The 12,543-nt window shown below is 68.3% G+C and carries 8 protein-coding genes; 2 read left to right on the top strand and 6 right to left on the bottom strand.

What is annotated here, in order from left to right; translation table 11 throughout:
- Nucleotides 1-151: 151 nt before the first annotated feature.
- On the bottom strand, nt 152-1,120 hold the full coding sequence (locus tag ACT3UL_RS12560; protein WP_444578594.1) for a hypothetical protein: 969 nt from the start codon (nt 1,118-1,120) through the stop codon (nt 152-154).
- 321 nt (nt 1,121-1,441) lie between these two features.
- Here ACT3UL_RS12560 and ACT3UL_RS12555 point away from each other — a divergent pair, with 321 nt between their 5' ends.
- On the top strand, nt 1,442-4,627 hold the full coding sequence (locus ACT3UL_RS12555) for a GH92 family glycosyl hydrolase (protein WP_444578593.1): 3,186 nt from the start codon (nt 1,442-1,444) through the stop codon (nt 4,625-4,627).
- Between the two features lie 78 nt (nt 4,628-4,705).
- Here the strand turns inward: ACT3UL_RS12555 and ACT3UL_RS12550 are convergent, their stop codons facing one another.
- Both ACT3UL_RS12550 and ACT3UL_RS12545 read right to left on the bottom strand, forming a co-directional pair.
- Nucleotides 4,706-5,782, bottom strand: a complete 1,077-nt coding sequence (locus ACT3UL_RS12550; protein ID WP_444578592.1) for a helix-turn-helix domain-containing protein — start codon at nt 5,780-5,782, stop codon at nt 4,706-4,708.
- A 140-nt stretch (nt 5,783-5,922) separates the two neighbouring features.
- Nucleotides 5,923-6,132 carry a hypothetical protein gene (locus tag ACT3UL_RS12545; protein ID WP_343922990.1) on the bottom strand — a complete coding sequence of 70 codons (210 nt, stop codon included), beginning with the start codon at nt 6,130-6,132 and terminating at the stop codon, nt 5,923-5,925.
- A 242-nt stretch (nt 6,133-6,374) separates the two neighbouring features.
- Here ACT3UL_RS12545 and ACT3UL_RS12540 point away from each other — a divergent pair, with 242 nt between their 5' ends.
- Nucleotides 6,375-6,563 carry a hypothetical protein gene (locus ACT3UL_RS12540; protein WP_444578591.1) on the top strand — a complete coding sequence of 63 codons (189 nt, stop codon included), beginning with the start codon at nt 6,375-6,377 and terminating at the stop codon, nt 6,561-6,563.
- 75 nt (nt 6,564-6,638) lie between these two features.
- On the opposite strand, the gene ACT3UL_RS12535 is transcribed toward ACT3UL_RS12540, so the two are convergent.
- From ACT3UL_RS12535 to ACT3UL_RS12525, 3 genes are all read right to left on the bottom strand, one after another.
- A complete protein-coding gene (locus ACT3UL_RS12535) occupies nt 6,639-8,246 on the bottom strand; it encodes a homing endonuclease associated repeat-containing protein (protein WP_441448885.1) in 1,608 nt (535 codons plus the stop codon).
- A 105-nt stretch (nt 8,247-8,351) separates the two neighbouring features.
- Nucleotides 8,352-11,504, bottom strand: a complete 3,153-nt coding sequence (locus ACT3UL_RS12530) for a DEAD/DEAH box helicase (RefSeq protein WP_444578590.1) — start codon at nt 11,502-11,504, stop codon at nt 8,352-8,354.
- A 60-nt stretch (nt 11,505-11,564) separates the two neighbouring features.
- Entirely contained in the window at nt 11,565-11,846 is a 282-nt protein-coding gene (locus tag ACT3UL_RS12525; protein ID WP_343926361.1) for a hypothetical protein, read from the bottom strand.
- Nucleotides 11,847-12,543: the final 697 nt, after the last annotated feature.

Raw genomic sequence — 12,543 nt, 5'->3', positions numbered from 1 at the left:
TAGCGACCTACGTCACCCCCGGGAACCCCTCTTGCCAAAGATGTCCGATTCGTCGAGATTCGGTCACTGCCCGGAATTCCTCGCCACATAGCCGGAGCCCGCCCCTGATCAGGGACGGGCTCCGGGCTGCACGACGATCGCCGGGTGCGGGTCAGCCGCCGATCTCGGCGCTGCCCGCGGCGGCGGCCTCCCGCTCGCCCTCGGCGGCGCGGGCCCCGGCCTTCTCCAGGACGCCGGCGCGGCGGTCGTCGACCTGCTGCGGCGCGAGCCGGGCGCCGCCGGAGGTGTCCGCCGGCGCGGCGAGCTCGGCGCATTGGCCCTCGGATGCTCCGCGCACGCGGTTGTCGGTGCCGGTCGGGGCCGGGTCGTTCCCGTTGCAGCGCAGGTCGCCGCGGACGATCGTGCTGCTGATGAGCACGCCGTCCGTGTTGTCCGTCAGCGCGACGTCGCCGCCGACGTAGCTGACGCCGCAGGGTCCGACCGGTGCGCCGGCGCTGATCTGCACCACTCCCCCGCTGCCCGCGTAGCTGAGGTCGCCGTCGACCTCGCTGGTGCACAGCAGCCCGCCCTCGGCGGCGCCGGTCACGCTCAGATCGCCGGTGATCCAGCTGTCGTAGACGTCCGTGAGGTGCTCGTCGGTCGTGGTGACGTCGCCTCGGATCACGGACCCGTCGAGGTAGGTCTCCCCGCTCGCGGCGACGACCCTGGCACCGTGCTCCGAGCCCAGGCTGTAGAGGAATCCTGACTCCTGGGCGTCGGTGCGGCCGGCGACGGCGCCGTCCTCGACGTAGGCGCCGTAGGCCGAACGCAGGACCAGTTTGCCCGCGATGGTCGACCCCTTCGCGTCGAGATAGGCATCCTCCTGCACACGGAGGTTGCCGTCGAACGTGGAACCCTGGGCGATCAGATCCGCCCCCGCTCGAACGGTGACGTCCCCGGTCACGGTCACGCCGGACAGGTCGCAGGACTGGTCGGCGCGGACGACCAGGTCCCCGGGGACGGTCACGTCGGCAGCGGTGCCCAGGCAGTACGTGGTCAGCGCCCCGTGGGCGGGCAGGGCGATGCCCATCGAGAGCAGTCCTACGGCGGCAGTGGTGGAGAGTGCGGTGCGCCAGCGCATGGCGGTCCTTTCGTCGTCACATCATCGTGAGGGACGGGCTGGAGCGTCGATCACCCCAGCTGTCGGAGGGAAGGCGGGACGTCCGACGGTCGCGCCGAGACGTCGCAGCCCTGGGTCGAGCTGCTGCGTGCACTCGGCGCGGTCATCCTCGGACGCCACCGAGTAAACACCCTTGCCCGCCCGTTGACAAGGTTGTCATGCGGCTGGAACCCTGCTCCCGGGTGGAGAGGTGTCACCCGGAGGCTCGCGATGACGCGGGCCCGCAGTGGCTCGGGCACAGCGGCCCGGCACGAACTGAGCGGATGATTCGCGATGAGACCCTTGACCAGATCACGAGCAGCGCGCGGTGCCGCGGCACTGCTGACGGCACTGGCGCTGAGCGTCGGCGGGACGGTCGGCGCCGCGACGGCGGCCCCTCCCTCGAGCGGGACCGACGCGGCGGTGCACGATCCTCTCGACCACGTCGACCCGATGGTGGGCACCGGTGCGGCGACGGGGGCGGTGGTCGGGGAGATCAACAACTTCCCCGGCCCGTCGATGCCCTTCGGGATGGTGCAGGTCTCGCCCGACACCCCGAGCTCCTATGCGGGCTATCGCCACTCCGACTCCGAGATCAGCGGCTTCAGCCTGACCCACGCGGCGGCGGGCTGCAACGTGTTCGGCGACCTTCCGCTGCTCCCGGTCACCGGGGACATCGGCGAGGCGCCATGGGACCGCACCGAGCAGTTCTCGCACGACGCCGAGTCCGCCGAGGTCGGGAAGTACGCCGTCACGCTGGAGAACTCGGACATCGACGTCGAGCTTTTCGCCGCCACCCGCTCCGCCGGCATGACGTTCGACTTCCCGGAGGCCGAGCCGGCCCAGGTGATCCTCGACGCCGGCGGCTCGAAGGCCAGCGTGTACGACGTCGACCTGCAGGTCGACGGGAGCACCGTGACCGGTGCCGTGACCACCGGCGGGTTCTGCGGGAAGGACAACCAGCACACCACCCATTTCGTCATGGAGTTCGACACCGCCGTCGAGGACTTCGGCACCTGGCAGGACGGCGAGCTCCGTCCGGGCGAGGCGACCGCCTCCGGGCAGGCGGCCGGCGCCTGGCTCACCTTCCCGGCCGGCTCCGAGGTCACCGTCAAGTCGTCCATCTCCTACGTGGACGCAGCCGGGGCCGCGGCGAACCTCGCCGAGGAGATCCCCGAGTGGGACGTGGACTCCCTCCAACAGGCCAACCGTGACGCCTGGGCCGAGATGCTCGGCAGGATCGAGGTCTCCGGAGGGGCCGACACCGACACCACGATGTTCTATACCTCGCTGTACCACTCGCTGATGCACCCGAACACCTTCAACGACGTCGACGGGCGCTACGCCGGCTTCGACGGCGAGATCCACGAGGTCGACCCGGGCCACACCCAGTACGCCAACTTCTCCGACTGGGACACCTACCGCTCGCTCGCTGCCCTTCACGCGATCATCGCTCCGGAGCGTGCCTCCGACATGGCGCAGTCCCTGGTCAACGACGCGGAGCAGTTCGGGTGGCTCCCACGATGGCCGGTGGCGAATCAACCGACAGGGCAGATGACGGGCGACTCCTCCGTGCCGCTGATCGCGTCCCTGCACGCCTTCGGCGCCCGTGATTTCGACGTGGACTCCGCCCTGGACCACATGATCAAGGGCGCCACGCAGACCCCTGCGGACACCGACGGGTACGTGCAGCGCCCCGGGCTCGAGAGCTACCTCGAGCTCGGGTACGGCCCCCAGACCGAGGACTTCCGCGGCGACCACCGGATCGTCGGCGCCTCGGTGACCCTGGAGTGGTCGATCGCCGACTTCGCGATCGGGCAGCTGGCCACGGCCACCGGCCGGGACGAGGTCGCGGCCGAGTTCCAGGAACGCGGGCAGTACTGGCAGAACATCTACGATCCGGCCACCGATCTGATGTCCGCCCGCTCCGAATCCGGGGAGTTCATCGAGCCGAGCGCCGGATCGGGCTTCGGGCAGGAGGGCTTCGACGAGGGCAACGACCATCAGTACACCTGGCTGGTCCCCCAGAACGTCGCCGGCCTGGTCGAGGCGCTCGGCGGGAGAGAGGCGGCGAGCGCGCGGCTCGACGAGTTCACCACCGAGCACAACGCCGGTGACGGTTCACCGAAGCTGTGGATCGGTAACGAGCCGAACTTCGGTGTGCCCTGGCTGTACAACTACGTCGGCCAGCCGGCGCGCACCTCGGAGCTCGTCGACGACATCGTCGATGAGCTGTTCCAGCCCACGCCGAACGGCAAGCCCGGCAATGACGACCTCGGTGCGCAGGCCGGGTGGTACGTGTGGGCCGCGATGGGGCTGTACCCATCCACGCCCGGCACCGACGTGCTGACCCTCAACGCCCCGCGCTTCGAACGGGTCGCGATCGACCTGGGCGAGGATCGCCAGCTGGAGATCCTCGCCCCGGGCGCCGCCGAGGGCGGCAGATACATCGCCGGCATGGAGGTCGACGGGGAGCCGTGGGAGCGGACCTCCCTGCCCGAGGACCTGATCGCCGAGGGCGGCGTCATCGACCTGTCGATGTCCGATTCCCCGGATCAGGTCTGGGGCACCGGCGAGGAGGCGGCTCCGCCGTCGTTCCGTGAGGGCGAATCCGAGCTCGTCGCGACGGCGACTCCGTCCTTCCGCACCGTCGCGCCGGGAGAGTCCGCGACCGTCACGACCACCGTGCAGGCATTCGGCGGGAATCACCGTCCGGTGGCCGTCGATGTGGACGCTCCTGAAGGCATCTCCGCCACGGCACGGCCCCTGCGCCCTGACAGCTCCGGGCAGGTGGTCGCCGATATCGACCTCACCGTCTCCGACGAGGTCGCCGTAGGGGACCATGACGTTGAGCTCACGGTGGGTCGCAAGGGGTCCGACGAGGTCAGGACGCTGCCGATCCGGCTTCGCGTCGCCCCGCCCGGGTCGCTCACAGCGGCATTCGACACCGTCGGCAGCGCCCCGGACGACGGCTCCTCACCGGGAGATCTCGACGGGTCGGGCAACAGCCTGTCGCAGGAGGCGCTGGCCGACGCGGGTCTCGTGCCGGGCTCCGAACATGAGGTGCACGGCCTGGCCTTCTCGTGGCCCGACGTGGCCCCGGGCAGTCCGAACGCCCTGACCGCCGACGGGCAGCGGGTCGAGCTGCCCCGCGCGGCAGAGTCGATCTCCTTCGTGGGTGTGGGTACCCACGGCAACGTCGACGACACGGTCTCCGTCGAGCTCACCGACGGCACCACACAGGAGGTGCCGATCGCTCTCGGGGACTGGGTGCTGCCGACTGAGGACGGCTCCCCGATCGACGGCAACACGGTGGTCGCGACGATGGACCACAACTCCGGCGGGGCGAGCACCACCTATCTCTTCGCAACCGACGCCTGGTCCCCGCCCGAGGGGACGCAGATCGCCGCCGTGACCTTCCCGAGCAACGAGAACCTGCACGTCTTCGCGATCGCGGACGACGGGGCGCAGGTCGCGGAGATGGCGTAGCGGACGCGAGGTGAGGGGGCTCGGCCCCCACCGCGACGCGTCGTGGAAGAACAGAAGGGGCGCGTCGGTCATCGCCGATCACCCGAGCAGCGCGGCGAGCGCGTTGTCGGAGAGTTCGGTGGAGCCTTCGGGCTCGTCGACCTCGAGCGTCTCCGCGGGAACGCCGAGCATCCACGCGAGCGTTCCTTTGCCGACCGCGCCCTCGGCGATCCGCTCGAGGTGCGCCTCCTGGAGCCAGGCGGGGAAGCGGCGCTCGCCCGCTTCCGTCATGCGCCGGGTGATCGGGTCACCGAGCTTCGCTCCCGACCAGTGACGTCGCAGAAGCTTCTGCGTGGTCCAGGTCAGCACTTCCTGGACCTCGGGCGACGGTTCGAGCGCGAGGGCATTCAGCCTGCGTCGCAGGGCCTCCGTCGAGACACCCCATTCCCAGATCACGTCGGCGACGGTGCGCAGGCCGACCTCATCCCACGCCCTCTCCCGCATCCGCGCCTCGGGCAGGAGAAGCTCGGCGGCGAACGCATTCGCCTCTCCCTCCCTCGCATCGAATTCGCTCGAGCCGGGGATGACGCCCGCATGGCCGAGGGCCAGATGGCCGAGCTCGTGGGCGAGCGACCAGTTCTCGTAGAACCAGTTGCCACTCTCCGGGAGCAGGATGACGGACCTGCCCTCGACGGTGGATGAGTAGGCCGTGCTGAGCCCCGCGATGCGCACCACGTCGACCTCGATCTCCGCGAGGTGGTCGATGAACGTGCGCACGAACTCCTCGGGGAGAAGTCGCCGGACCTTCTCGACGTCGGTAGGCAGCTCCGCGCCAGGCTGGAGGTCACCGGCCTGCGCGAAGGCGAGGCGCACGTCTGCAAGAAGCGCCCTGTCACCGTCGAGGCCGTCGACGCTTCGCGATCCGGTCTCGTGATCGAAGGAGTGACGCGCGGAGAGCACGAGCCGATGCGGATCCGGGTCCCCTGTGATGAGCTCGTGGACATCGGCGTCGAGTTCCACAGCGATGTCGGCGAGTTCGGTTGCCGCGAAGCCTCGCTGGTCATTGAGCGCACGGGACAGCGCGTCGGGAGTCATCCCCACACGCTGTGCAAGCTGCTTCTGCTGAATCCCCGCGCTGAGCATCGCAGTGCGGACACGGCCTCCGATGGTTGTCATCTTTCGACCGTACTCCTCGGTTGGGATAATCCCAATCACCTGTGGACGGAGCCACGTGTTCGGTCGCCAGGGTGCCAGTGACGTTGCGCGGACCACCAGGCGCCGCTCCGATCCAGGGTGTCGTCCCTCCCCCCGCCGCTCTACCCGAGGTGGATGCCGTCCTCCGAGCAACCCATCAGCTCGATGGGCCGCTGCGTGATCCCGCGGACCGGCTGCCAGTAGTTGTCGATCCAGATCGGGGTGTCACGATCGCCTGCTTCGGCGAGGAAGTCGAGCAGATCGGCCTTCGTGAACGGCTGATACCCCTCAGGAAGCCGGTTCTTCTGCGGCCAGTCGTGGGTGTTGTCCATGGGTGTTCCTTCCAGTGCTGTCCCCGCCCGGCGGGCAGGGTTGGCAACGGGAGGAACTCATGGAACGAGCGTAGCTCGGCCGGGGGACAGCCCGTTGGGCGACGGCGTTCGAGCAGCCCCAGCCCGACGCTGTCGAAGCCCCCATCTGGCCAGACGCAGGAGCGGCCACCTGCCGGATGTCGCACCCCTTGGAGAACCTGCTGTCCTCACCCCGATCGACGCGTCACGATGGAGGACTTCTGATGAGCGACACCGACCAGAGCAACGAGTACCCGGACTTCGTCACCGACGCGGATCGTCATGCCTGGGACTCCCTCAGCCCGAAACGCCAGCAGCAGTATCTCGACGCCGTCGACTACATCCGCGAGGAGTACCCCGGCGAGGAGCTCACCGTCGCCCTCATCGGAACCGTCCTGGCATTCGGCGGTTGAACGGATGGCATACCTCCGGGCCTGACTTCCGCGGTCGGGTGAAGCACCAGTGGAACCCAGGCCGACTGGCCGTGATCAGATCACCTTCCGGCCCGACGAGCGCGCGCCCTCGATCGCTGCGGACCAGGAATCGAATCGATCGACGACGGTGGAGAGTGACGGTGCGGAGCGGTCGGGAGCCCACGCGCTGTATTCGCTGCTGGTCCCCTCGGGGCGATCGTCGAGGAACCGGTCCACGAACTCCCCCACCTCGTCACGGCTGCGGCCCTTGACCTTCGAGGCGTTCGGCGTGCCTCCGGCCTCGGCGAGCATCTCGGACCAGACCTTTCCGCTGCGACGCTGCAGGGTCTGCATCGTCGGGCGGCCGTTCGCCCGCGCCCAGTCACGGTACTGGTTCGTGGTGACCATCGGTCCGAGCTCCCGCACCGCTTCTAGGATGTGCTCGATCGGGGTGATCTCCTCGCGCGGCGTGTCCCAATCACGCGTGGCCGTCACGGCGTCGACCCAGGTCGGGTCCAGAGCGCTCGGGTCGTTGACCGCCTCCAGGGCGGTCGTGATGATCTCGACCCAGCTCCGGGCATGCGGTCCACGCAGTCGATGCCGGATGAGCACTCCGGACGGCGCCGCCGGGCGCGCTGCGAGCCACTCCGAGACCGCGCGATATGTCGTACCGCCGTCGGGCGCGCGCACCGCAGAGATCACGGCGGCCCAGAGGTCGTCGTCGGTGAAAGCACTGCGCGGGGCACCCGTCGCCTCGGCGACGCCTGCCGCGCGAAGCGCTTCGTTCCACGTACCGAAGCGGATCGCGGCGGTCTGGTGACCCGGGACGTCCTGCTCACGAGCCCAGTCGGAGAAAGCCTGACAGGTGAGCTTTCCCGTCTCGGCATAGAAGGTGCGGAGATCTTCGATGATCTGCTCCTGCGTGCGACGCGTCGGAGTGCGGCTGGTCGCGAAGGTGGATTCGTGCCGGCTCCTGAGTCGCCCGAGCTTCTCACGCACCTGATCCTCGGAGAGCCCGAGCTCCACGACGGACGCTGCGATCGGTGCCGCCGGATGGGTAAGTGACCACGCCTGCACGGCAGCCTCCTGCTCCCGTCGGCGAGCCTCACGCAGCGCCTTCGCAGCGACGTTCAGGTCAGTGCTGGACCAGGGCGTGCTCCGCCCGAGAATCTGGCGGATCCGCTCGCGCGTCACCCCGAAGAGGTCGCCTACCTCCTGAAGGGTCGCCCCGAACGCGTAGAGTTGCGCGCAGCGTGCGGCCCGGGCGTCGGCGCACTCCTCCCCGGAGAGGACGGTATCGAGGAAGCCAGGCTCCCCCAGCTCGACGATGCCCGCCTCCTGGTCCCGCGGGGCCCGCACCATGCGCAGCACGTGGGCATGAGGAACGCCGAAGGCTGCCTCCGCCTCGGACCAGGTGTCGTCGCCGTGCTCACCGCGCCAGCCGCGCAGACGGCGCCTCAATGCCGTACGAATCGCGAGCGCTCCGCCAGGAACCAGCGCTCCGAGCGCGGCGTCCACATCGTCGAGACGGGCCTCGAGCATCTCCGCGATCTCACTCGCCAGGAATCCCTGCTGGCTGAGGTCGAGGGCACGTCGGATGCCATCTTCGGAGAGCCCTGCCGCGTCCAGCGGTGCGTCGTCGATGAGAGAGGTGCCTGCACGGGAGAACGTCTCGGTGGTCATCGGATCGCCTTCCATCGGTACTGCCGTATCTGATAGCACGAGTGTGTCGGAAGGGTCCGACGGACGAACCGGAAACTGCCACGGCGCTCGAGAGTCAGACGATCGTCAGAGCCGCCCGTCCCGATACAGCCCCAACAGCAGCTCCTGCATATGCGGCGTGTACTCCAGAGAGGTGTACGTGCTGCGCTCGACCTCCAGCACGCCCAGCACTTCGGCGAGCCGCGTCGGCGCCCACTCCCCCGGTTTGCCGACGAGCACACCGGCGTCGGCGAGGCGCAGGTTGAGAGCGGGGGTGCCCAGGTCAGCGTCGTCCTCATGGAGCTCTCCCGCCTCGCGCCACCTGCCGAGCACCGTGGACAGCGTGCCCTGCTGTGCCGCTGCGGACGCGGTGCTCTGGGCCGGCGCAGCCGGGCGGGTCACCTCGGGTACTGACGTGGATGCAGGATCCGGGAGCACTTCGGGCCGCTCGGGGTCCGGGACGGCGATGCTCGGCACCTCGCCCTCGGTCTGGTCCGTGGACGCTACGGGCTCCTCGGCCTCGACAGTCTCGGTCCTCGCCGCCCGCGTCGCGAAGCGGGACATCACGGAGAAGATCTTGCCGTTGTCCCAGCGATTCGGCGCCGCGAACACGACGAGCAGATCCTTCGCCCTGGAGACGGCGACGTTCATGAGCTCGGGGTTCTTATCGATGAACCCGGCCTGGGGACTGCCGCTGCCGTAGACGGCGGAGAACAGGATGATCGGCCGTTCGGCCCCCTGCAGTCGGTGCGCCGTGCCCACGGTGATCTTGTCCGCGAGGTTCGTCGGGAGCTCCGCATCGGCGTCCGCGGCGCGGGCGGCCTTCCGGATCTCCTCGGTGATGACGTCAGCCTGCGCGCGGAAGGGCGTGACGACGCCGATGAGAGCTGCCGCGTCGACCTTCTTGTCTGGCTCTTTCTGCTGGTGGTGGTAGAGGTCGTAGAAGCTCGCGAAGTTCTCGACGATCCAGGCGGCGATCGCCTTCGCCTCCGGCTCGTTGACGCGGCTCGAGCCCCGACGGGAGTCTTCCGAGTCTTGGACGTCGATCCACTCGAATGCCGGGCGGATCCCATGGAGCAATGAATTCTTCGCTGCGCGCATGGGCTCCAGCAGCCCGTCGTAGAGCAATTCGTTGCTGAAGCCGATGATGTCGGCGTGGCAGCGGAAGTGCTCGCGCAGCAGGAGTCCGGGCTCGTCGTCGCCGAAGCTCCATCGTGAGGCGTGGCTCGCGGCCCGCATCAGGCTCGAGGGCGCGGAGGCGGTCACTCCGCGTTCGCGCAGATCGTTGGCCCACTCCCCCGCCTCGATGCCGGCTCCCTCAGCGATCTCCCGGTCGGTCTCCTCGTCGAGCGCCCATACCGGTGCCAGCTGCTTCTCATCGCCCACGACGAGAGCGCGCCGGGCGAGCGCGATCACCGGCAGAGCAAGCGGGGTGTCCACCTGCCCGGCCTCGTCGACGATGAGCAGGTCGATACGGCCCACGTCGAAGGCCTTGGGTTCGCCCGGCATCGTGTAGCGGCCGAAGTACTTGGGAACCTGGTAGAGGGTCATCACGAAGCAGGGGGTGAGGGCAGCCGCCTGCGGCCAGACGAGTGGCAGAACGTCCACAGTGCTCTTGAACCGCTTGGTTCTGCCCAGGTGCTTGGCGAGCAACCATTCCGCCTCGTAGTAGTGCACGGCGAGCCAGAACTCGGCGTACCGGAGCGTCGTGTCGAGTGCCTTGTCGAGCTCCTCGAGGCTCGTGCAGTCGCGAAGATCTGAGAGGGCGCCGAGCTCGCGCAGATGCGTGCACTCCTCCACCTCGGCGCACAGCTGCAGATAGTCCTCCGAGCGGCCGTCGGCATTCATGGCTCCCAGCAGCGCGAGTCGATATCCGTCGACCTCCGTCAGCGCGTCGTGGAGCCAGTCCTGGACGCGAGCAGGATCCTCGATGCTGCCGAAGAAGTAGTGCACCTGGGCCTGGAAATGATCGCGAGCGTCGGCGAGGTAGCCCGGGCTGCTGTAGTCCGCGTAGAGCTCGCTGCGGTCCTTCTGCTCGACGAGATACTGCTTCTTCGCGGCGGAGAGCTTCGCCTTCGCGGGGCAGTACACGGCGAGGGACCGCAGCGGCTCCTCGGACGCTCCCCCGTCGCGCTCCTGGGGCAGCCAGCGCAGATCCAGGATGCCTGGGTCCTTCTTCGTCACGGAGGCGAACGAGGCGATGATGTTCGTGACGGCCTGATTGTTGGTGGAGGTGCCGACGATGACCGGGGCGTCCTCGCGCTCCAGCGCCCGACGGGTGATCATCCCCGCCACGATCGCCTGCAGCATCGTGGTCTTGCCTGTTCCCGGCGGGCCGCTCACGGCGGTGACCTCGCCCTCCCCTCCCTGGAGGAAGGCGTGGACCGCCCGACGCTGCGAGGCGGTGAGCGGGTTCTCGTCGTTCATGGAACCGCAGGCCAGGCGTGCGTTCCAGAGCAGACCGTCGCCGACGTGGATCCGCTCTTCTGGGATCCGCTGGCCGTCCCACCCGGTGATCATCTGCTCGAGGATCGGAGGCAGCTCCGGCTCACGGTCGAGCGCCTCGTAGACGTCGAGGAGTGCACCGACGGCATTGATCCGATCATGTTCCTGGACGTAGCAGAGCTCGCGCTCGACGATGCGACCGGCCTCGGTGTGCTCCGTCGCAAAGTCGTCGAGCGACCTGCCCGCGACGCTGGTGAACAGTCGTCCGGCGAGCTTCATCGCGTCGGCGACGCTCTCGCAGCGGGAGGCCTCGGCGGCGAGCTCGGTGCGGGTGAACACCCAGAAGTTCCGGAGGTCCCCAACCATCACCTCGCGCTCTGTCACTGCCGGAGCGATCAGTCGCTCGGCCGGGACCCACGGGGAGGTGCCGGTCTCGAGGTCGGGCTCCAGCGTGCCGTCGCGTTTCAGCGTGGCCGCGAGCAGCAGGATCCCCTGCTGGGTGGATCCGCGCTGTTCCGGGACAGAGGCGAGTGAGATCGCCACGGAGATCGAGGCATCGGGCGCCTTGTTCTTGTCCTTCTCCGACCTGGAGCGCTCGGCCTCCCTGTCGTGGGCGTCGAACAGCGCTTGCGTGTGCTCCGAGGTCAGGGAGCCTTCGGCGATCCGCTCCCGTGGGGTCGCGACGAACACCGAGCTGCGCTGGAAAGCCACCTCCTCGAGCGGCTGGCGGCGCAGGACCTGCGCGAAGTAGTCCGTGACCGTGCTCGGGTCCGTTGCTGTGCTGGCGCCCGCCATGGGGGTCCTTCCTCGAGCCTTGTGCTCCGTCGTCCTTCATCTCCGCCGACGACGAGTCGCTCACGCGCCGTGTGCCAGGAGGTAGTAGGTGAGGTAGATGAGGACCGCCGGGGAGATCAACTCCAGAAGCCCGGCGACGCACCCCCACCACGCCCTGCCGTAGATCCCGACAGCCATGGATGCCAGCCCGAAGAGCGGCACGATCAGGAACACCTGGCTGCTGACCAAGGGCGAGACGATGCAGATCAGCAAGGAGACGACGGCCAGTCCTGCGCAGACCTGATGCGCCATCTTTGTGCGGTCCGCGAGGTTGACGTCCGCTTCCGTGCGTCCCACAGACATCAGCCGGCTCCTTCGTCTCGTGGCGTGTGGTTCTCACTGTAGAGCCAGCTCTTGGCCTCGCGAGCACGTTCAACGGCACTCCATGCCCCTCCTTGGGCTCGCCACCGAACCTGATCCACCGAGGTTCACCGCGAGATGCCCGGGCTTGCTGTCATGCCTGCGTGGGCTGGCCAAGCACAGACTGACAATCTATCGAGGCGCACCGAACACCTCCCCGATGGAGGCATAGATTTCACCTTTTGGAGGGCATCAACAGGAACCAGCAAAATGAGGTCATGACGTCACGAACACCTTGAAAGAGCTGACGGAATTGGGCGCCCTAGCTGTTGCAGGGCACGACCTAGTAGTCACGGAGCAGGGATGAAGGAATGGACTCCTGGACTGCACGACGGGTGGTGCTGAAGACGTCCATCTGCTGGAAGAGGCCCATCCCATGGCCCCGCGCTTCGTCGCTGGTTCCTGCCGAAAGACTCCGCCTGGTCCAACGTGTCGAAGTTGATGGTCATCCAATCACCCACGTCGCCGCCGAGGTAGGGTCGCCCAATCGACCCTGACGAAATGGACTCAGCTCTACCGCAACGACGGCATTGAAGTTCGTCAGGATCGCTCTATTGCTCCTGCTCGCAGGTCCTCGCGGCTGCCGATCGAGGCCCTCGGACTCATCGACTAATGGCGGAGAGACCGCAAATGGGCCGCC

Source organism: Brachybacterium sp. 107 (genome assembly GCF_052379725.1).
GTDB lineage: Bacteria > Actinomycetota > Actinomycetes > Actinomycetales > Dermabacteraceae > Brachybacterium.
The sequence above is the reverse complement of the archived record's forward strand: the minus strand, read 5'-3'. Positions and strand labels throughout refer to the sequence as shown.

What these genes read in the sequence shown, in the direction of transcription:
- ACT3UL_RS12560 (WP_444578594.1), bottom strand. Translation starts at nt 1,120, where the DNA reads ATGCGCTGGCGCACCGCACTCTCCACCACTGCCGCCGTAGGACTGCTC.
- ACT3UL_RS12550 (WP_444578592.1), bottom strand. Translation starts at nt 5,782, where the DNA reads ATGACAACCATCGGAGGCCGTGTCCGCACTGCGATGCTCAGCGCGGGG.
- ACT3UL_RS12545 (WP_343922990.1), bottom strand. Translation starts at nt 6,132, where the DNA reads ATGGACAACACCCACGACTGGCCGCAGAAGAACCGGCTTCCTGAGGGG.
- ACT3UL_RS12540 (WP_444578591.1), top strand. Translation starts at nt 6,375, where the DNA reads ATGAGCGACACCGACCAGAGCAACGAGTACCCGGACTTCGTCACCGAC.
- ACT3UL_RS12535 (WP_441448885.1), bottom strand. Translation starts at nt 8,246, where the DNA reads ATGACCACCGAGACGTTCTCCCGTGCAGGCACCTCTCTCATCGACGAC.
- ACT3UL_RS12530 (WP_444578590.1), bottom strand. Translation starts at nt 11,504, where the DNA reads ATGGCGGGCGCCAGCACAGCAACGGACCCGAGCACGGTCACGGACTAC.
- ACT3UL_RS12525 (WP_343926361.1), bottom strand. Translation starts at nt 11,846, where the DNA reads ATGTCTGTGGGACGCACGGAAGCGGACGTCAACCTCGCGGACCGCACA.